The sequence below is a fragment of the Bradyrhizobium sp. USDA 241 genome (genome assembly GCF_049739505.1).
GTDB lineage: Bacteria > Pseudomonadota > Alphaproteobacteria > Rhizobiales > Xanthobacteraceae > Bradyrhizobium > Bradyrhizobium liaoningense.
Genome location: NZ_JBMGPZ010000005.1, coordinates 2,748,478 through 2,768,859, shown reverse-complemented (window position 1 = coordinate 2,768,859; position 20,382 = coordinate 2,748,478). Strand labels below are relative to the sequence as shown.

17 protein-coding genes and 1 pseudogene are annotated in these 20,382 nt (G+C 64.3%); 11 read left to right on the top strand and 7 right to left on the bottom strand.

From position 1 onward, the window contains the following. Nucleotides 1-10 precede the first annotated feature (10 nt). The 3 genes from ABIF91_RS35225 to ABIF91_RS35215 are packed head-to-tail and all read right to left on the bottom strand — an operon-like array spanning nucleotide 11 to nucleotide 2,916. Nucleotides 11-1,687, bottom strand: a complete 1,677-nt coding sequence (locus ABIF91_RS35225; RefSeq protein ID WP_028178699.1) for an arylsulfatase — start codon at nucleotides 1,685-1,687, stop codon at nucleotides 11-13. Next, nucleotides 1,684-2,661: a formylglycine-generating enzyme family protein gene (locus ABIF91_RS35220; RefSeq protein ID WP_028178698.1), complete on the bottom strand. Its 978-nt coding sequence runs from the start codon at nucleotides 2,659-2,661 to the stop codon at nucleotides 1,684-1,686. Before ABIF91_RS35220 ends, ABIF91_RS35225 begins: the two co-directional genes overlap by 4 nt. A gap of 24 nt (nucleotides 2,662-2,685) precedes the next feature. Continuing rightward, a complete protein-coding gene (locus tag ABIF91_RS35215) occupies nucleotides 2,686-2,916 on the bottom strand; it encodes a hypothetical protein (protein WP_244430912.1) in 231 nt (76 codons plus the stop codon). 586 nt (nucleotides 2,917-3,502) lie between these two features. Between ABIF91_RS35215 and ABIF91_RS35210 the strand changes: the two genes are divergently transcribed. Continuing rightward, nucleotides 3,503-4,486, top strand: a complete 984-nt coding sequence (locus ABIF91_RS35210) for a helix-turn-helix transcriptional regulator (protein ID WP_028178697.1) — start codon at nucleotides 3,503-3,505, stop codon at nucleotides 4,484-4,486. Nucleotides 4,487-4,521: 35 nt separating this feature from the next. On the opposite strand, the gene ABIF91_RS35205 is transcribed toward ABIF91_RS35210, so the two are convergent. From ABIF91_RS35205 to ABIF91_RS35195, 3 genes are all read right to left on the bottom strand, one after another. Continuing rightward, nucleotides 4,522-5,004 (bottom strand): hypothetical protein, encoded by a 483-nt coding sequence (locus tag ABIF91_RS35205; protein ID WP_028178696.1) that lies wholly within the window; start codon nucleotides 5,002-5,004, stop codon nucleotides 4,522-4,524. A gap of 165 nt (nucleotides 5,005-5,169) precedes the next feature. Beyond that, the gene (locus ABIF91_RS35200) at nucleotides 5,170-5,622 is read right to left on the bottom strand and encodes a DNA polymerase III subunit chi (protein WP_424579657.1); all 453 of its coding nucleotides are present in this window, start codon (nucleotides 5,620-5,622) and stop codon (nucleotides 5,170-5,172) included. Nucleotides 5,623-5,628: 6 nt separating this feature from the next. Continuing rightward, entirely contained in the window at nucleotides 5,629-7,128 is a 1,500-nt protein-coding gene (locus tag ABIF91_RS35195) for a leucyl aminopeptidase (protein ID WP_028178694.1), read from the bottom strand. 337 nt (nucleotides 7,129-7,465) lie between these two features. Between ABIF91_RS35195 and lptF the strand changes: the two genes are divergently transcribed. The 9 genes and pseudogenes from lptF to ABIF91_RS35150 form a co-directional block, all read left to right on the top strand. After that, on the top strand, nucleotides 7,466-8,635 hold the full coding sequence (lptF, locus tag ABIF91_RS35190; protein ID WP_028178693.1) for an LPS export ABC transporter permease LptF: 1,170 nt from the start codon (nucleotides 7,466-7,468) through the stop codon (nucleotides 8,633-8,635). Further along, nucleotides 8,632-9,729, top strand: a complete 1,098-nt coding sequence (lptG, locus tag ABIF91_RS35185) for an LPS export ABC transporter permease LptG (protein ID WP_028178692.1) — start codon at nucleotides 8,632-8,634, stop codon at nucleotides 9,727-9,729. The genes lptF and lptG overlap by 4 nt, the downstream gene beginning before the upstream one ends. Beyond that, complete coding sequence (locus ABIF91_RS35180; RefSeq protein WP_028178691.1) at nucleotides 9,729-12,218, top strand: LPS-assembly protein LptD; 2,490 nt, start codon at nucleotides 9,729-9,731, stop codon at nucleotides 12,216-12,218. Before lptG ends, ABIF91_RS35180 begins: the two co-directional genes overlap by 1 nt. Nucleotides 12,219-12,279: 61 nt before the next feature. Continuing rightward, the gene (locus ABIF91_RS35175) at nucleotides 12,280-13,218 is read left to right on the top strand and encodes a SurA N-terminal domain-containing protein (RefSeq protein WP_028178690.1); all 939 of its coding nucleotides are present in this window, start codon (nucleotides 12,280-12,282) and stop codon (nucleotides 13,216-13,218) included. Beyond that, nucleotides 13,218-14,267 carry a 4-hydroxythreonine-4-phosphate dehydrogenase PdxA gene (gene pdxA / locus ABIF91_RS35170; RefSeq protein WP_035669988.1) on the top strand — a complete coding sequence of 350 codons (1,050 nt, stop codon included), beginning with the start codon at nucleotides 13,218-13,220 and terminating at the stop codon, nucleotides 14,265-14,267. The genes ABIF91_RS35175 and pdxA overlap by 1 nt, the downstream gene beginning before the upstream one ends. Further along, a complete protein-coding gene (gene rsmA, locus ABIF91_RS35165; RefSeq protein WP_028178688.1) occupies nucleotides 14,267-15,121 on the top strand; it encodes a 16S rRNA (adenine(1518)-N(6)/adenine(1519)-N(6))-dimethyltransferase RsmA in 855 nt (284 codons plus the stop codon). Before pdxA ends, rsmA begins: the two co-directional genes overlap by 1 nt. Before the next feature lie 25 nt (nucleotides 15,122-15,146). Then, a complete protein-coding gene (locus ABIF91_RS35160) occupies nucleotides 15,147-16,205 on the top strand; it encodes an alcohol dehydrogenase (RefSeq protein WP_028178687.1) in 1,059 nt (352 codons plus the stop codon). Between the two features lie 75 nt (nucleotides 16,206-16,280). Continuing rightward, a complete protein-coding gene (locus ABIF91_RS35155) occupies nucleotides 16,281-16,517 on the top strand; it encodes a hypothetical protein (RefSeq protein WP_424579656.1) in 237 nt (78 codons plus the stop codon). A gap of 207 nt (nucleotides 16,518-16,724) precedes the next feature. Next, nucleotides 16,725-17,147, top strand: a pseudogene (locus tag ABIF91_RS35150) (Crp/Fnr family transcriptional regulator); the annotation flags it as partial. Between the two features lie 249 nt (nucleotides 17,148-17,396). Here the strand turns inward: ABIF91_RS35150 and ABIF91_RS35145 are convergent. After that, a protein-coding gene (locus ABIF91_RS35145) for an IS3-like element ISRj2 family transposase (protein WP_424579845.1) occupies nucleotides 17,397-18,526 on the bottom strand; the annotation gives its coding sequence in 2 pieces (ribosomal slippage) (nucleotides 17,397-18,274 and nucleotides 18,274-18,526; 1,131 coding nt in all). A gap of 94 nt (nucleotides 18,527-18,620) precedes the next feature. On the opposite strand from ABIF91_RS35145, the gene istA reads away from it, so the two are divergent. After that, complete coding sequence (gene istA, locus ABIF91_RS35140; RefSeq protein WP_424579105.1) at nucleotides 18,621-20,378, top strand: IS21-like element IS1631 family transposase; 1,758 nt, start codon at nucleotides 18,621-18,623, stop codon at nucleotides 20,376-20,378. Nucleotides 20,379-20,382 lie beyond the last annotated feature (4 nt).

Sequence of the window (20,382 nt, the reverse complement as noted above, 5' to 3'; positions counted from 1 at the left end):
TCGTTCACCCCTAATGCGCCGGCTCCAAACTCTTCTGCATCTTCTCGACTAACTGATCGATGCTGAAGCTCGATGGTCGCTGGCTCGGCGGATAATCCTTGAAGGTCGCGAGAAAAGGCCCGACGATCGACTGGGAGGCCAGGAATGGCGCCGAATTCGACATGAACCAGTCGTAGTAGGAGTTCGACGTGATGTCGGCCCGTTCGAATGGGTCGGCCCGCAAGTCAAACATTTTCGGAACTCGGAGTTTGGTGAATGGCTCGGCCCAGATTCGCAGCGTGCCAGTCGCGCGCTGCTCGTCGAAAACGATCTTCCAGTTTTCGTAACGCATGGCGACGAGATCGCCGTCGTCATCGAAGTAGACGAACTCCTTGCGCGCGCCGTTCGGCTGCTGACCCGTGAGGTACGGCAGTTGATTGTAGCCATCGAGGTGGACCTTGAAGGTCTTGCCCGCTACCTGATAGCCGTTGAGCAGCTTGCTTTTGATGTCCGGCTCGCCCACCGCGGCAAGCAGCGTGGGCATCCAGTCGAGGCCGCTGACGATGTCATTCGAGATCGAGCCCGGCTGAATTCGGCCTGGCCAGCGGATCATGCAGGGCACGCGGAACGCGCCCTCCCAGTTGGTGTTCTTTTCGCTGCGGAACGGCGTCGTTCCGGCATCCGGCCAGGAATTTTGATGCGGGCCGTTGTCCGTCGTGTAGAGCACGATGGTGTCGTTCGCGATGCCGAGATCGTCGAGCGCTTTGAGGATATTGCCGACGACCGCATCGTGCTCGATCATGCCGTCGGCGTATTCGGTCCTCGAGGTCAGGCCGGGCTTGTCACGATGCGAGTCCCGCACATGTGTACGGAAGTGCATGCGGGTCGAGTTGAACCAGCAGAAGAAGGGCGTGTTCGCCCGGGTCTGCCGTTGCATGAAGTCGATCGCGGCCGCCGAGGTTTCGTCGTCGACCGTTTCCATGCGCTTCCGGGTGAGAGGGCCGGTATCCTCGATCGTCTGCCTGCCGACCCGTCCCCAGCGCCGCTCCTCGGTCGGATCGTCCCGATCCGAGGCCTTGCAACGCAGGACGCCCCGTGGGCCAAGCGCTGCAAGAAACCGCGGGTCGCGCGGGTAAGTGCGGGATTCCGGGTCCTCTTCGGCATTGAGATGGTAGAGGTTGCCGAAGAACTCGTCGAAGCCGTGCACGGTCGGGAGATATTCGTTGCGGTCTCCGAGATGGTTCTTGCCGAACTGGCCGGTGGCGTAGCCGAGCGGCTTGAGCAATTCAGCGATGGTGACGTCGCGTGCCTGCAGTCCGACCGTCGCACCCGGCATGCCTACTTTCGATAGTCCGGTGCGCAGAGTGCATTGTCCCGTGATGAAACTCGACCGTCCGGCCGTGCAGCTCTGCTCGGCGTAGTAGTCGGTGAACATCATGCCTTCGCGGGCGATCCGGTCGATGTTGGGCGTCCGGTAGCCCATCAGCCCGAAGGAATAGGCGCTGACATTGCTCTGGCCGATGTCGTCGCCGAATATGACGAGGATGTTCGGCCTGCGGCCGGATGGGCTCGCGGCCGGGACGGGAGAACCCGGTGCGGCCTTCTGCGCCTGCGCAAACGCGTCGGTTGCGACCGTCGCAGCGACGAGCGCCGTTCCACTCAGAAGGATGCTGCGGCGATCGAGATTTGACTGCTTCTTTTCGCTCATCGTTCACTCCCATTTCTAACGACGCATCGGAAGCCGACGTGACTGGTCGAGGTATCGATCGGCTCGGCGTGCCGTGCGGCAGGCCGATAGCGGCGGCAATAGTTGGGCGCACAAAGGTGGGAGCCGCCCTTCAACACTTTCCTTGGGATCCTGATGTGAGGCTGGGAGCAATCGAAGCTGGCGCTCTCGGGACCTCCGCGCGGATTTTGTGGAATGCAACAAGGCTCGTGCGCATCGGCTTCATGCCGGGCCGACCACCAGTCGGCGGTCCATTCCCAAACGTTGCCGATCATATCGTGGACGCCGTATCCATTGGGCGGGAAGGCCATCACTGGCGAGGTGCGTTCGAAGCCGTCTTCGCAATGGTTTTCCAGCGGGAAGAAGCCCTGCCAGGTGTTGGCCATGTGCCGACCGCCTGGATTGAGCGTATTGCCCCAGGCGAAATCTTCGCCATCGAGTCCACCGCGCGCGGCGAATTCCCACTCAGCTTCGGTCGGCAAATCCTTCCCGGCCCATTTTGCGTAGGCCAGCGCGTCGCTGTAGGACACGTGGACCACCGGGTGGTCGTCCAGATTCCTGATGTTGCTGCTCGGACCGTAAGGGCGACGCCAGGTGGCGCCTTTCATGAACGTCCACCATTGGCTCCAGTCGTGGAGATCGGCCACCCGCGATGGCGGCGAGAACACCAGCGACCCCGCATAGATCATCTCCGGACGGGCACCGGGATATTGCTTCGGGTCCGGAACGATCTGCGCCGTGGTGACGTGGCCGGTCGCGTTGACGAACGCCTTGAACTGCCGGTTGGTCACAGGCGTGCGATCAATCCAGAAGCCGTCAACGGCGGCGCTGTGGCTCGGAGCTTCTTCGGGATAGTGATGGTCGGACCCCATTCGGAACGTGCCGCCGGGAATCCAGACCATGTCGTCGGTCGACGCCTCACCCTGACGACGATGATCGATCTCTGCCTGCAACATGATGGCGGCCCATCCGCTTCGCGGTTACTGGCAATAGTCCCAGAAGCCCTGGGTGCGTGAGGGATCTGTATAGTACCAGCACATTCCGGGCGCGGGTGCGGCACCCGCCCACGCCGCTGCAGTCCCTGCTGTCACGAAACCGATCGCTGCGCCGGCGGCGATCGCGCCGCCGGCCGGCCAGCGATACCAGCCGGGCCGTGCCCAGCGCACGCCGCCGCCGTGATAGCCAGGCCGGACCACTGTCGTTCGACGCACCGCAACGTTGCCTCGCGGTCCGACCACGGCGGTGCCACGCCGGACAACGGCACCGCCTCGCGGTCCGACCACAGCGCGTCCGCGATGCACGGTTGCACGCACCTGTGTGAGATCGTCTTGGAATCGGAAGGCTGATTGGTGAGGCGCCAAGGGCGCTGCGTGAGTTGTTCCCGGGACGGCGCAGCAAACAGCGACCGTGAACAAAATCGTCGGCAAGATCCGGGAACCGACGGCAGATTGTATATAACCGAAGTCCAATCGACATGACTGCATTGTCAGGCCCTCCAATTTCTCATCGGCCCGCGAACCGCGCGAGCGCCTATGTCGGCCTCTCGTGTCCCCGTTCGTCCTCCCGTTGAATGCGACACTCTTTGAGAGCGTCCCGCAGTGGTTGCAAAGCAATGGTATCTCCCCTGACTGCTCCTGTGATGCGCAGTTTGTGCCGATGCGACGCCTTGTCGCTTTCGGCCGAAAAATTGGCGGCCTTTCAATCGGATGAGGTGCGCGCGGTTTGATGTGAATTGCCCGCGCCGCTTTTCGGTCGCAATGGAGGCGAAGCATACGACGCGGAGTCGGAGAATGAGACATGCCGGGCGTCGTCGGGATCATCGGTCGGAACGACGATCTCAGCACCATCGGTTGCACCGAGATCGCGATCAACGGCTTCGAGCAACTTCAGGCCGCCACGCCGACGAGCAGTTCCGAGATCATCCAGATCCAGCCCGGCCGCATGCAAGGTCGTCTGAAGCATGCGAGCGTCGCCGGACTATCGCTCGGTTTCGGCGCGTTCTCGCACGGGGTTATTTCGCGCGGGGTCTACAGCGATGACCGCGTGACGATAGGTTTCCTCACGGAGACCGGCAGGCAAAGAGTTCGCCAGCGCGGCATTGGCATCATTCGGATCTGGTCTCCCGGCGTAGAGCACCAGAGCCGGTACGCCGCTGGCGTGTCCTTTGGTGCCATCTCGGCCTCGACCGGGGATATGGCCCGTTTCTTCGGACCCGACAGCCGGTTCAGCGAGCCGACGGCATGGCTGAGAAAGAGCGCGTTCCACACCAGCCCTGAGACGGGCGACGCTTCGGCCGGGGTCCTCAGACGCATCATGGCCGGCTTCGATCGACACGCGCGCAGGTTGGGGCCGTCCGAGGCGGAGTACTGGAAGCGGGCCATCATCGAAAGCGCGTGCTACGCGATTGCGAACTCAGAACAATCGGACGTCTTCGTTTCTTCACCGCAACGGCTGGTGAGGAGAACTCAGGAATACCTCGACGGTGCAGGCAATGCTCCCGTGCACATCTCGGAGCTTCTCTCGCATTTGCGGGTGTCCCGACGCGCGCTGCATCGAGCCTTCGACGAGATCCTTGGCATCCCGCCGATGAGGTACCTTCGGCAAAAGCGGTTGTGCGAGGCGCGGCTGCTTCTGCAACACGAAGTTGCAACCGATGTCACCGTGGCGGAGGTTGCCTTCAGGCAAGGCTTTGCCGATTTCAGCCGATTCTCGGCCTACTACCGCGCCCTCTTCGGTGAAAATCCATCCGAGACGTTGAACAGACATTCAATACGGAGCTGACAGCACGCCGTCGAAATCAGCAACCCGCATACCACTTACGCGTGCTTCTTCTTCGGCTTCACCGCCCTCGGCACCGGCTGCGGCTCGGGATTGCCCTCGATCGAGGACAGACGTCCGGCGGCGAAGGTGTAGATGCCGGCGCGCGGACCGGTGGTCCAGGTGACGACGGCGACGCGTCGGCCGATGGCGTCGGTGGACAGGTTGACGTTCGAAGGCGCGCCGATGCCGCGCACCACATCGCATTCGGTATGCCCGAGCGCGACCGTGCCGCCCATCGGAACTGGCGCCGTCGTCGATGCATTGGCGTCGGCCGGCCCGGGAGGCGGCGCCATGCCCGGACAGGCGCCATCGGCGCTGACGAGGTCCTCGGCTCCCACCGGCTTGTCAGGCGTGAGCGGCGGCGATTCGATCGAGATGTTCTTGATGAAGAGACGGCCCGGCTTCTGGAACCATTCTGCGTCCTTCGACAGCAGATCAGTGCCCGAGCAGCCCGCGACCAGCGGTGCTACGGCGGCCAACGCAATCATGAGCGAGCCGGGAAGCTTTTGATGTCGCACGATAAACTAATTCCCCGCCTGAAGGACCAGCCCTAAACGATTGTCCCAACATCCCTTTGCGGCACGAAGGTGGCCGAAGCCAGTATCGTTCGCAAAGTGCAAATTATCATTAATTGCCGACGGCCGCTAATTCCGCTTCTGCCACCGGCCCCGCTCGTCGGCCTGCCAGTAGGTGACATCAAACCCCCGCGCCTTGCAATCGGTCCAGGCCGCGCGGGCGAGCGCAAGCGCATCCGGATCGTCGCCGTCGAACAGCAGGACCATGCGCTCATAGCCCTGCGAGTCCTCCGGCAGCACGGCATTGTCGATCAGGAAGCGGACATTGGCACCGTTGGGATTGCCCCCCTCGATCGCCAGCACGATCGGCTGATCGGCAACGTCGTTCACCCGCCATGTCGCGTGCGGCAGGAAGGAATCTTCGCGATAGGTCCACAAATGCGAATCGAGCGCATCGGCGCGTTCCTCCGAGCTCGACTGCACCACGACGCGCCAGCCGCGCTCGAGCGATTTCTCGAGAAGCGGCGGCAACACATTCTCCACCGTTATGTTTTGGAGATGGTAGAACAATACTTCAGTCATCTCGGATCATTTGCGCTCGTAATGGTCGGAGACCAGGCGATCGAGCAGGCGGACGCCGTAGCCGCTTCCCCAGCTCTGGTTGATGTCGGTCTTCGGCGCGCCCATGGCGGTGCCTGCGATGTCGAGATGCGCCCAGGGCGTGCCGTCGACGAAGCGCTGGAGGAACTGCGCCGCAGTGATCGAGCCGCCATGGCGGCCGCCGGTGTTCTTCATGTCGGCAAACTGGGAATCGATCAGCTTGTCGTATTCGGGGCCGAGCGGCATCCGCCAGACCTTCTCCCCACTCTCGACGCCGGCCACGAGCAGCCGGTCGGCGAGTTCGTCATTGTTGGAGAACATGCCGGCGTGCTCGGTGCCGAGCGCCACCATGATCGCGCCGGTCAGCGTCGCCAGGTCCACCATGAATTTCGGCTTCACCTTCTTGGCGACGTACCAGAGCACGTCGGCGAGGACGAGGCGGCCCTCCGCGTCGGTATTGATGATCTCGATGGTCTGACCGGACATCGAGGTGACGATGTCGCCCGGCCGCTGGGCGTTGCCGTCAGGCATGTTCTCGACGAGGCCGATGGCGCCGACCACGTTGACCCTGGCTTTACGCGCAGCGAGCGCATGCATCAGGCCGACGACGCAGGCCGCGCCTCCCATGTCGCCCTTCATGTCCTCCATGCTGCCGGCCGGCTTGATCGAGATGCCCCCGGTGTCGAAACAGACACCCTTGCCGACGAAAGCGACCGGTGCCTCGCCCTTGCTGGCCCCGTCCCAGCGCATGATCACGGTGCGGCTCGGCCGCGCCGAGCCCTGGCCGACGCCGAGCAGCGCACCCATGCCGAGCTTCTGCATCGCCTTGACGTCGAGCACCTCGACCTTGACGCCAAGCTTGCGGAGCTGACCGGCGCGGCGCGCGAATTCCTCGGGGAAAAGCACGTTCGGCGGCTCGTTGACGAGGTCGCGCGCGATGATCACGCCGTCGATGACGTGGGCGGCCGAGGCAAACGCCTTCTTCGCAGCACCGGCATCGCCAACCGCAAGCGAGATGTCGGCGCGCGTGCCGCCCTCCTCGCCCTCCTTCTTCTTCGTCTTGTAGCGGTCGAACTTGTAGGTGCGTAAGCGAAGGCCCGAGGCGATCGCCACCGCCTGCTCGCTCGTCATGGCGCCGCCCGGCAGCTCCGCCATGATGGTCATGGCGCTGGTGCCGGAGGGCAGCTTGCTGGCTGCCACCCCGCCGAATTTGAGGAGATCGTTCGCCTTCAGGCCGGTCGCCTTGCCGGCGCCGATCACGATCAGCCGGGTCGCCTTCACGCCCTCCGGCGCCAGAATGTCGAGCGCGGCCGCGCTCTTACCTCTAAAGGCGGCGGCGGCGGCCGCGCGCTTCACAAGATCGACAGCGCCACCCAGTGCCTTGGCCGTCGCCGGACCGAGCTTCAGGCCGTCATCGCAGAACACCACCAGGATGCCACGGGGGGCGGCAGACAAGGGGACAAAGCCGACCTTGATGGCATCGGACATGGATAACTCCTTTAATGCATGTAACTTTTCGCCGTTCGGCGGTGCCGGTCCCAGCCGAAGCTGAACGGCGATTCACTGAGGCTTGCCCTACTATGGGCCAGCGGCCCGCCCGATGCCAAGCGCCGCCGTGGCCGCCGGCCACAACCAGCGAAATATTAACCATATATTGAAGGTGCCACGGGGCAGCCATTTTGTTGACGGATCAAAGGGATGGTAGTGAGAAAGTGAACCGCCGGAAGAGCTGATGGCCAACCTTGGGGATCCCCTGATCGGGGATTGGTTGGACAGCCGGAATTCTGGTCGACATCGGGGCTGATGGGGATTCGTGCGGTAGCGCATGGGGTCGATCGATAGGTATATTTTCCGCACGACGCTGGCGTCGTTTGCGTTGGTCCTGGTCAGCCTCACCGGCGTGATCTGGATTACGCAGGCGTTGCGCGGCATCGACCTGATGACGAGCCAGGGTCAGACCATCCTCACCTTCCTCGGTATCACCAGCCTGGTCATCCCGGCCCTGGTCCTGATCATCTCGCCGATCGCGCTGATGATCGCGATCTCGCACACGCTGAACAAGCTCGCGACCGATTCCGAGATCATCGTGATGAATGCCGCCGGCTTCTCGCCGTTCCGGCTGTTCTATCCGTTCTTCTATGCCACCTGCGTGGTGGCTCTGCTGGTTGCCTTCATCGCGGCCTATCTCGCCCCCGACGGGATGCGGCGGATCAAGCAGTGGGACGCCGAGATCACCGCGGACGTGCTCACCAACATCCTCCAGCCCGGCCGCTTCGCCCAGCTCGACAAGAACCTCACGATCCGGATCCGCGAGCGCCTGCCCGGCGGCATCCTCGCCGGCATCTTCATCGACGACCGCCGCGATCCCAACGAGCGCGTCTCGATCGTGGCCGAGCATGGCGAGGTCGTGAAGAACGAGACCGGCTCGTTCCTGGTGCTGGAGACCGGCAATCTCCAGCGCTTCGAGGCGGGCAAGCGCGATCCCGCGCTGGTGGCCTTCGGCCGCTACGGTTTCGACATGTCGAAGTTCTCGGGCCAGGGCCGCGACGTCACCCTCGGCATCCGCGAACGGTATCTCTGGGAGCTGTTCTCGCCGTCCGAGGACGATCCAGTCTACAAGCAGATGCCCGGCCAGTTCCGCTCGGCCCTGCACGACAGCATCTTGGCGCCGGTCTATCCCTTCGCCTTTGCGGTACTGACCTTCGCCTTCCTGGGCGCGCCTCGCACCACCCGCCAGAGCCGCAATTTCTCGATCGGCTCCTCGATCATCGCGGTGTTCGGCCTGCGCATGGCCGGCTTCGCCTGCTCGGTGATGGCGGTGAAATCTCCGGGCGCGGTGCTGGCCCAATACGCGATGGTCATGGGCGCCATCGGCATCGGGCTGTGGATGATTGTCGGCGGCCTCGTGGTCGAGCCGCCCCCTGGCCTGATGGAGGCCATCAACAGGTCGAACGCACGGATCGCGCGGCTGTTCGGACGCCCGGCGGCCGCATGAGCATGCTCACCAACACACTCGGGCGCTATTTCGCCGGCCGCTTCGTGGTGGCGGCGCTCGGCGTGTTCGCGAGCATCTTCCTGCTGCTGGTGCTGGTCGACTACATCGAGATGGTGCGCAAGACCTCGGGCCTCGCATCCGCCTCCGCGATCATGGTGGCCGAGACCTCTCTGTTCCGGGTGCCGCAGCTGCTGGAGAAGCTGACGCCGTTCTGCATGCTGATCGGCGCCATGACCTGCTATCTCGCCCTCTCCCGCCGGCTCGAGCTCGTGGTGGCGCGCGCCGCCGGCATCTCCGCATGGCAGTTCATCTCGCCGGCGCTCGGCAGCGCGCTTTTGATCGGGGTGATCGCCACCGTCGCCTACAATCCGATGTCGGCCAATTTACGCGAAGCCTCCAAGCGCATGGAAGCCGAGCTGTTCGGCTCGGCGCCCGGCGGCGGCATCCAGGACGCCTCCGGCTTCTGGCTCAATCAGGTGACGAGCGACGGCCAGACGATCATCAATGCGGCGCGGAGCGAGCAGCAGGGCATCCGGCTCACGGGGCTCACGCTATTCCGGTTTGACCCGGACCAGCACTTCAAGGAACGGGTCGAGGCACGCGAGGCGACGCTCGAGGCCGGCCGTTGGCTGTTCAAGGGCGTCCGCCGCTTCTCGCTGGACGCGCCGCCGATCGAGCAGGCCAGCCTGGAGATTCCCACCACGCTGACCGAGGCGCAGGTCCGCAACAGCTTTTCCACACCCGAGACTGTGTCTTTTTGGCAACTACCGAGCTACATCCGCTCCTCCGAAAGCTCGGGCTTCGCGACAGCCGGTTACCGACTCCAGTATCAGAAGCTTCTGGCACAGCCGTTTTTGCTTGCGGCCATGGTGATGCTCGCGGCCTCCGTGTCGTTGCGCTTCTTCCGGATGGGCGGCGTGCAGAAGATGGTTTTGAGTGGCGTGGGCGCAGGCTTTCTGCTCTACGTTCTGTCGAAAGTAACTGAGGATTTGAGCAAGGCTGAGTTGATGCATCCGATCGCTGCGGCGTGGTTGCCCGTTGTGGTGGGCGGCCTCACCGGCTTTTTGGCCTTGCTCTATCAGGAGGACGGATAGTGACTGCCGTCCACCGAGGGCTCGTGTCTCGTTTGACGCGGCGCACGTTGGTGCGTGCGGACGGGTGCGGCTGGTCCATTCGCAGGCTCCTGCTCGCTGTCGCCGCTGCCGCCTCGCTCGGCGGGCTGATCGGCGCTGCCACCGTGGCGCCGGCCAACGCCCAGAGCTTCACCTACAATCCGCTGCCGCCGCGTCCGAAGCCGCCGAGGGTCGCCAACGACAACCAGATGCTGGTTCAGGCGACCGAGGTCGACTACGACTACAACAATTCGCGCGTCTCCGCGGTCGGTAACGTCCAGCTGTTCTACAACGGCACCAGCGTCGAGGCCGACAGGGTCATCTACGACCAGAAGACCAAGCGGCTTCATGCCGAAGGCAACATCCGCATGACGGATGCCGACGGCAAGATCACCTATGCCGAGATCCTGGATCTCTCCGACGATTACCGCGACGGTTTCGTCGATTCGCTGCGCGTGGACACGGCCGACCAGACCCGCATGGCCGCGAGCCGCGCCGACCGCTCCAGCGGCAACTACACGGTGTTCGAGAACGGCGTCTACACGGCCTGCGCGCCGTGCAAGGACGATCCGAAGAAGCCGCCATTGTGGCAGGTCAAGGGTGCGCGCATCATCCACGACCAGCAGGAGAAGATGCTGTATTTCGAGACCGCACAGCTCGAATTCTTCGGCGTGCCGCTCGCCTACATGCCCTATTTCTCGACGCCCGACCCGACCGTGAAGCGGAAGAGCGGCTTCCTGATACCCGGTTATATTTCCGGCACGGACAATACGGGCTATGGCGTCGAGGTTCCCTATTATTGGGCGATCGCGCCCGACATGGACGCAACCTTCACCCCGCGCTTCCTGTCGCGGCAAGGCGTGCTGCTGCAGGGCGAATTCCGACAGCGCCTGCTCGACGGCGCCTACCAGATCCGCGCGTACGGCATCAACCAGCTCGATCCCGGAGCGTTTGCCGGGCAGCCCGGCGACCGCGACTTCCGCGGCGCCATCGACACCAAGGGTCAGTTCGCATTGAACGACAAATGGGTCTGGGGCTGGGACGGCGTCCTGATGTCCGACTATTATTTCTTCTCGGACTACCGGCTCTATCAGTACCGCGACCCGCTCGGCTCGTTCCTGCTGCTGCCGACGGAAGCGCTGTCGCAGCTCTATTTGACCGGCGTCGGCAACCGCAGCTTCTTTGATGCGCGTACGATGTACTGGCTGAGCTATTCGGGCAACCAGAGCCAGGTGCCGATCGTCTATCCGGTGATCGACTACTCCAACGTGCTCAACTATCCCGTGTTCGGCGGCGAGTTCAGCTACAAGACCAATTTCGTGAACCTGTCGCGTGACGAGGCGGTGTTCGATCCGATCACGACGGTCGCCAACACCAGCAGCCTGTGCACCACGGCGTCGGCCGATCCGCTGGCCCGTACGCCCTCGCAGTGCCTGCTGCGCGGCTTCCCCGGCACCTACACCCGCCTCACGGCGGAGGCGCAGTGGCGCAAATCCTTCACCGATCCGCTCGGCCAGATCTGGACGCCGTTCGCCAGCCTGCGCGCCGACGCGATCAACTCCTCGGTCTCCAACCAGCCCGGCGTGTCGAACTACCTGCCTGTCGGCGACACCCAGGCGTTCCGCCTGATGCCGACCGTGGGCCTGGAGTACCGCTATCCGTTCATCAACATCCAGCCCTGGGGCTCGACCACCATCGAGCCGATCGCGCAGATCATCATCCGCCCGAACGAGACCTATGCCGGCAAGCTGCCGAACGAGGACGCCCAGAGCATGGTGTTCGACACCTCGAACCTGTTCAGCGTGGACAAGTTCTCCGGCTACGATCGCGTCGAGGGCGGCGGCCGCGCCAATGTCGGCGTGCAGTCCACCACGCAGTTCGACCAGGGCGGCGCCGTCAAGGTGCTGTTCGGCCAGTCCTACCAGCTGTTCGGCCTGAACTCCTACGCGGTCCAGGACACCATCAATACCGGCCTGGATTCCGGCCTCGACAAGCCGCGGTCCGATTACGTCGCGAGCGCCAGCTATTCGCCCAACAGCACCTACACGTTCAGCGTCCGCTCCCGCATGGACGAGCAGACCTGGAACGTGCAGCGCTTCGAGGCGGAAGGCCGCGCCAACTTCAATCGCTGGTCGGTCAGCATGCTGTACGGAAACTACGCGGCCCAGCCGGAGCTCGGCTATCTGACCCGTCGCGAGGGTATCCTGACCACAGGCTCGCTGAAGATCGCGACCAACTGGGTGGTGTCGGGCTCGGCACGCTGGGACCTCGAGGCCAACAAGCTCAACCAGTATGTGGTCGGGGCCGGCTATGTCGACGATTGCTTCGTGCTGGCGGCGAACTATGTAACTTCGTATAGCTATTCCGCGGGCACCGCACCGCCCGTGCTGAGCCACGCGTTCATGTTCCAAATCGGCCTGCGCACGCTGGCGAACTCGTCGACGACCAGCAGTTCCAGCGGCCTCCAGTGAACGGGTTTGAAGTGCCGGCCGCGTTTGCCCATCACGACGCGGCTGACATGCGAGCGACATCATGACGACCCCATTTCCTGTCTTCCGCCTCCTTCTCGCCCTCGGTGCCGGCCTGCTGCTGCTGACCGCCCTGCCCTCGCCGTCGCGCGCACAGAACATCGTCGTCATGGTCAACGGCGATCCGATCACCGATTTCGACATCGAGCAGCGCTCCAAGCTGGACCAGCTGACGACGCAGAAGACCCCGAGCCGGCAGGAGGTCATCAACGAGCTGATCGACGACAAGGTGAAGCTCAAGGAGGGCAAGAAGTACGGTGTCGACCCCGGTGTCTCCGACATCAACCAATCCTATGAAGGCATGGCGCAGCGCATGCGCATCACGCCGGATCAGCTCACCAAGTCGCTTGAATCCAAGGGCGTCCGACCCGAGACCCTGAAGGGCCGCATGAAGGCCGAGATGGTCTGGACCAGCCTGGTGCGCGGCCGCTACAAGGAGCGCCTCCAGGTCGGCGAGCGCGACGTCGCGCAGGCCGTGCAGGCCCAGACCGGCGAGAAGCTTCAGGTCGAAGGCACCGAATACAAGATGCAGCCGATCGTGCTGATCGTGCCCCGCGGCTCGTCCGCTGCGTTCCTGGAAACGCGGAAGAAGGAAGCCGAGACCTATCGCGCGCGCGTCGGGAGCTGCGAGGAAGCCAATTCGCTGTTCCGCTCGACGCCGAACGCCACCATCCGCGACGCCGTCACCAAGACCACCGCGGAGCTGCCCGAGCCGCTGCGCAAGGTGCTCGACGACACCCCGATCGGCCATCTGACCGCGCCCGAGGTGACCAAGGCGGGCATCGAGATGGTTGTCCTTTGCTCGCGCAAGCCGACCATGATCGACACGCCGAAGAAGCGCGAGGTCCGCGAGAAGATGTACCAGGAGAAGTACGAGAAGACCCAGAAGGCCTATCTCGATGAGCTCCGCAAGGCCGCGATGATCGAATATCGCAACCGCTGATGGCCAAGTCCCTCCTAGAGCCCTCCGCCAAGCCCCCAGCCGAGTCCGCAGTCAAGCCCCTTGCCCTGACCCTGGGAGAGCCCGCCGGCATCGGCCCCGACATCACGATCGCGGCCTGGCTCAGGCGCCGTGAGCTGGACCTGCCCGCCTTCTACCTGCTCGGCGACGAGGCGCTGATCGCGCGGCGCGCCAAGGCGCTCGGCGCCGATATCAGGATCGCCACGGTGAGCCCCAGTGAGGCCGCGTCCGCCTTCACTGATGCCCTGCCCGTGGTCGAGACCGGCGAGCGCGCGACCGCCGAGCCCGGCAAGCCCGACGCATCCAGCGCGCCGGCCGCGCTCGCCTCGATTCGTCAGGCGGTCATGGACGTGCGCGCGGGTCGTGCCGGCGCCGTCGTCACCAACCCGATCGCCAAGAGCGTGCTCTACCGCGCCGGCTTCCGCCATCCCGGCCACACCGAATTCCTCGCCGAGCTTGCCGCGGAGAACGGCCGCGTGCCGCAGCCGGTGATGATGCTGTGGTCGCCACAGCTCGCCGTGGTGCCCGTGACCATCCACGTCTCGATGCGCGATGCGCTGGGAGAGCTCACCAGCGCCCTGATCGTCTCGACCGTACGCATCGTCGCCACTCAACTGAAGTCCCGCTTCGGCATCGCAAAGCCGCGCATCGCGGTCTCCGGCCTCAATCCGCATGCCGGCGAAGACGGATCGCTCGGCCACGAGGAGCAGACCGTCATCGCGCCGGCGCTGAAAGTGCTGCGCAACGAGGGCATCGAAGCCAGGGGTCCGCTGCCCGCCGACACCATGTTCCACGAGGCTGCGCGACAGACCTATGACTGTGCGGTCTGCATGTATCACGACCAGGCGCTGATCCCGATCAAGACGATCGCATTCGACGACGCCGTCAACGTCACGCTCGGCCTGCCCTTCATCCGCACCTCGCCCGATCACGGCACCGCCTTCGACATCGCCGGTACGGCCAAGGCCAATCCGGCGAGCCTGATCGCCGCGCTCAAGCTTGCGCGCCGCATGGCCGCTTCCCAAAGCTGATGGGCGCGGTCGACGACCTCCCGCCGCTGCGCGAGGTCATTCGCCAGCACGCGCTGTCGGCCAGGAAATCGCTCGGCCAGAACTTCCTGCTCGACCTCAATCTGACCGCGCGCATCGCGCGCGCGGCCGCGCCGCTGGACGAGGCGACCATCGTCGAGATCGGCCCCGGCCCGGGCGGGCTGACGCGGGCGCTCCTCGCGCTCGGCGCCCGGCGCGTCATCGCCATCGAGCATGACGAGCGCGCGATCCCCGCCTTGCAGGATATTTCGGCGCGCTATCCCGGCCGGCTCGAGATCGTGCATGGCGACGCCATGACGTTCGATCCGCGCCCGCTGCTCTCAGGCGAACGCGCAAAAATCGTCGCCAACCTGCCCTACAACATCGCGACCCAGCTTCTCATCAACTGGCTCACCATCGAGCCCTGGCCGCCGTGGTACGAGATGATGGTCCTGATGTTCCAGCGCGAGGTCGGCGAGCGCATCGTGGCGCGCGAGGACGAGGAGGCCTATGGCCGGCTCGGCGTGCTCGCCAACTGGCGCTGCGAGACCAGGATCCTGTTCGACATTGCGCCGTCCGCCTTCGTGCCGCCGCCGAAGGTCACCTCCTCCGTCGTGCGCCTGACACCGCGCGCAGAGCCGCTTCCATGTGACCGAAAACTGCTCGAGCAGGTCGCTGCCGCAGCCTTCGGGCAACGCCGCAAGATGCTGCGGCAGAGCCTGAAATCACTGGGTGTTGATCCCGCGCGGCTTGCGCAGGCAGCCGGCGTCGATGCGACGCGGCGCGCCGAGACCATTCCGATTCCGGGCTTTGTTGCCATGGCGCGTGAATTGGCCGATATACGCAGCGAAACGTGACAATCAAAATTTCGGAGGAAGGAATATGGCGTTGATGCGTCGGCAATCCCTGGTCAAGTTCGATGCGCCGCTGTGCGAGACCATAGTGGACACGCCCAAGCCGCAGGGCCGCGAGGTGCTGGTACGCATCGAGCGCTGCGGTCTCTGCCATTCCGACCTGCATATCCAGGACGGCTATGCCGATCTCGGCGGCGGCAAGAAGCTCGACACCACGCGCGGCATGACGCTGCCTTTCACGCTCGGCCACGAGATCGCCGGTGTCGTCGACGAAGTCGGCCCCGACGTCGCGGCCAGCCTCGTCGGTGCCAAGAAAGCCGTCTTCCCGTGGATCGGCTGCGGCCAGTGCCGCGATTGCCGGAACGGCGACGAGAACCTCTGCGTCAAGCAGCGCTTTCTCGGCGTCTCCATCGACGGCGGCTTCGCCACCCACGTGCTGGTGCCCGACGCGAAATATCTGCTCGATTACGATCCCCTTCCCGTCAACCAGGCCGCAACCTTGATGTGCTCCGGCGTCACCGCCTACGGCGCGCTCAAGCGCCTGGTCGACCGTCCGCGCCAGCGCAACCTCTTGCTGATCGGCCTCGGCGGCGTCGGCATGATGGGCCTGTCGTTCGCGCAGGCGATGTTCAAGCAGCCGATCACGGTCGCCGACCTCTCGCCGGCCGCGCGCGAGACCGCGCTCAAGAACGGCGCGGCCTTTGCCTATGACCCGGCCGAGCCTGACGTCATCAAGCGCATCCTCAAGGAGACCGAGGGCGGCTTCGACGAGGTCGTGGATTTCGCCGGCAATGAGAAGTCGATGGCTTTCGCGGTTGCGGTCGCCGCGCGCGGCGGCAAGATCGTGGTCTCCGGCCTGATGGGCGGCCAGTTCACGCTGCCCATGGTGCAATGGGTCTACAAGCGCATGACCATCGAAGGTTTCATGGTCGGCACGCTCGCCGAAGCCCACGAGCTGATGGCGCTGGCGCGCGCCGGCAAGATCAAGCCGACGCCGATGCGCGAGGAGCCGATGGGCGACGTCCAGAAATGGATCGACGAACTGCGTGCCGGCAAGGTCGTCGGGCGCATCGTGCTGAAGAACTGACTCCCTCAGCGGCGGGCCTGACCGAAGTCTCGCCCGCCGCACGGAACGCCTTCAGCCCGGCCGCGTTGGCTGCGCATGTCCATTCGCTACACCGTCGAAAGCGCGTTCTTCATCGCCTGGAGCTGCCTGGAGACGAGCGGCGAGCTCGGTCCACCGGACGAGAGCGCGAACTTCCTGCTCGACTCCATCGAAGCGCAGCTCAGGACCGGTGAGCGCCGGCAGTTGATGCTGGCGAACAAGGCGATCGATGCCTACCGCGCGCACGCCGCGCTAAGCCGATCTTCGCGGGACTGCGAAGCGCATTTCAGATGAAGGATCCATAGCCTCCCGCGCCGGCCCGGCGGCGTTCGGGCAGGATCGAGGACGGGGGCCGTCGGGCAAGGCCGGAAATCCCGGAAGCTGGAGGCGTAGTTTTCGACGTCCGGACATCCGTTGTGTGCACTTTGGAACCGTCGGTTCCGCCGCGGAAAAGTAGGTTTCCCGCTGGCGCCGATTCCCGGCCCGCCAAGAGAACACATTGTGACCGGTCGGCCCCAGAACGATCTGCTCCGGCAGCTCAATCACCAGGACTTCGAACTGCTCGCGCCTCACCTCCAGTCGGTCGAACTCGAGGCGAGCCACATCCTGCATCACGCCGGCGACGACGTCGCAGCGGTTCATTTCCCCTGCGGTCCCGCGCTCGTGTCCTTCGCGGTGCCGGTCGAGGATGATCGCGAGGTCGAAAGCCTGCTGGTGGGACGCGAGGGTGCGGTGGGCATTGCCGCCGGCCGAACGCCTTCGCTCGCCTATTCGCGCATCGTGGTGAAGCTCGGCGGCACCCTGGTCCGGCTGCCGCTGCGCGCGCTCGAACAGGCACAGCAGAGGTCGGCCACGCTCCAGGAGGTCTTCTTGCGCTATGCCGACTGCCAGTTCGCGCAGCTGCTGCAGACCGCGGCCTGCAACCCCGTGGGTCGGTCAAAATCCCCCGGGTATGGTCACTTGAAACTCCCCCACCTGATGATCGCCGTCAGCGCCGCTGAACAGCAGTAGCCGGTCAGGCAGGACGAGAGCTGGCCCCGGTTGTTTGGACAGCGCCCCGCTGGATTTAAGTGGATTCCTGCCGGGTTATGCTGAACGCGGGGCTTTACGGTTTTGTCGTTGCGTCGGGAGGGCGTAGCCCGACCAGAGCGACGACAAAACCGTCGGCGACGGTCATGCGGCCATCACCATAGCTTGCGTGCCGAAGTAAGCCTCGTCGGGCGTGCGCCCGTCAAGGCTCGAGTGAGGGCGTCCCTGATTGTAGAAGGCCAGATACTTGGCAATTGACGCTCGCGCCTCGGACACGCTGTCGTAGGCGCGGAGATATACTTCTTCGTATTTGACCGTGCGCCAGAGCCGCTCGACAAACACGTTGTCGCGCCAGGCGCCCTTGCCGTCCATGCTGATGGCGATCTTCGCGTCCAGCAGCACATCGGTGAACTCGAGGCTGGTGAACTGGCTGCCCTGATCCGTGTTGAAAATCTCGGGCCTGCCGTGCTTCGCCAACGCCTCCTGGACCGCTTCGACGCAGAAGGCCGCCTCCATTGTGATCGAGACGCGATGGGCCAGGACCCGTCGGCTGAACACATCGACGACCGCCGCGAGATAGACGAAGCCACGCCGCATCGGAATGTAGGTGATGTCCATTGCCCACGCATGGTCGGGCCGCTCGATCTTCAATCCGCGCAACAGGTACGGGTAGATCTTGTGACCCGGAGCCGGCTTGCTCGTGTTCGGGCGACGATAGACCGCCTCGATCCCCATGCGCTTCATCAGCGTCGCGATGTGGCGGCGACCGGCGTATACGCCCTCCCGCCGCAGCAACGATCGCAGCATACGCGCTCCCGCGAAGGGATAATCGAGATGCAGCTCATCGAGCCGACGCATCAAGGCAAGGTCCTCGGCCGAAACTGGCCGAGGTTCATAGTAGACCGTGCTGCGAGCCAGCTTCAGGACCTTCGCCTGGCGCACGATAGAAAGATCATGATCGCGGTCGATCATCGCTTTGCGCTCAGCAGGCCCGCCTTGGTGAGCGCGCCGGACAAAAAATCGTTTTCCAACGCCAGCTCGCCGATCTTGGCATGTAACGCCTTCAAATCGACCGGCGTCTCGGCCGATGTCTTGTCATGCCCAAACACGCCGGCGGCGCCTTCCTGGAGCTGGTTTTTCCAGATCGTGATCTGGTTCGGATGAACATCAAACAGTTGCGCCAGCTCCGCCAGTGTCTTGTCGCCTTTGACCGCAGCCAAAGCAACCTTCGCCTTGAATGCCGGAGAATGCGTCCGGCGGCTCTTCTTCGTCATCTTCGCTCCTGATTCGCAGCAAGAATCCTCGCCGCTGTCAGGCAGAAAATCCACTCAAGCTACTGTCCGAATTTGCGGGGCCAGCTCTACGTTTATGTTCGACCCCTTTAGCCAGCAAGGGGCCGGGGAGTTGAACGTCTTGAAGCGACATCTGCAAAGCACCGTACTTACATTACTTGATCGCAACACCAGCCAGCGCGAGATTCACCGGCTGACGGGTGTCGATCGCAAGACGATCCGGCGTTATCAGGCGCTGCGGGCCGGTGCGGAGGCAAATTCCCCCGGGGAAGTGACCACCGGCTCGGTGAGCGCGGACGGCCAAATTCCTCCACCCCGACCACCGGCTTTTGGGACATCGGAAGCGACGGTCACCAGCAGCCTGGCCCGTTCGGCTTGCGAAGCGCATCGGACGTGGATCGAAGAACAGGTCCGGCTGAAGCGGAACGCGCAGGCGATTTACCAGGACCTGGTTGATCAATTTGGCTTTCCGTCCAGCTACCAGAGTGTCAAGCGGTTTGTGCGCCGGTTGCGGCACGCTGATCCTGAGCAGTTTGATCGTCTTGAGTTCCTCCCCGGCGAGGAAGCTCAGGTCGACTATGGCGAGGGCGCGCCGACGGTTGATCCGAAGAGCGGGCGGTACCGTCGTCCCCGCCTGTTCGTGATGACGCTACGCTACTCGCGGCGCAGCTTCCGGCGGGTAGTCTGGAAGTCCAGCCAACAAGTCTGGGCGCAGCTCCACGAAGAGGCGTTCCGGTATTTTGGCGGGGTCCCCAGCTATGTCGTGCTCGACAACCTGAAGGAAGGCGTCCTCAAGCCGGATTTGTACGAGCCCCAGCTCAACCCGATTTACAGCGCGATGCTGGCTCATTACGCCGTGGTCGCCGATCCCGCGCGCGTGGCCGATCCAAATCGGAAAGGATGCGTCGAGAATGCGATTCAACATACCCAGGGCACTGCGCTGGCCGGACGGCGCTTCGAGACGCTGGAGGCGCAAAACGAGTTCTTGAGGCACTGGGAGGAGAACTGGGCTTCCAAACGCATCCACGGCAGCACGCGCCGTCAGGTCGAGGCGATGTTCCAGGAAGAGAAGCCGCACCTGCGGCCGCTGCCTGTCGCTCCCTTCCGCATCTTCACCGAAGTCGTCCGGACTGTCTGCGACGACACCGCCGTACGCGTCGACAACAGCTATTACGCCGCGCGGCCCGCGCCGATCGGCAGCCAGGTCGTCGTGCGCATCTACACCACCACGATCGAGATCCGTGATCGCCACACCCGTGCGCTGCTGCGTGTTCATTCCCGGATGGCGCACCCCGGTTCTGTCGTCCTGCCGACCAGCGAACGGCCGTTCAACCCGTCGCGGCAAACCGCCGTGCTGCTGGCGAGCGCCGAGCGCATCGGACCGCAGACCAGGGCCTTGTGCCAGCAGGTGTTCGACACCGAAGGGCGCCCCGGACAGCGCGCGATGTGGGGCATTGTCGGGCTGGGCCGGAAGTATCCGGCGCGGCTGGTCGAGCAGGCCTGCGCGCACGCCATCGACAACCGCATCTACCGCTACAAGCACGTGCGTGCGACCGTCGAGCGGTTGTTCGAACAGGCGATCGAGCAGGTTGGAGTGACGCCACAGCCGGCATCGCCGCTCACCCAGGATCATCCGCTGATCCGTACCCCCGCGGAATACGGCGACCTCTTCAGCCGCGCTGTGCGGCGCGACGCCGACGACAATGGTCGGCAGGCCGAGGCTCACGACGATCACGCCACGGCAATCCGCGCTCGTGTCGCCTGCGCAACCCCGGCCAACTCCGGCGCCACGAGCGCTCCCGCTGCACCTTCTCACCTTAAACTGGAGACCTAGCCAC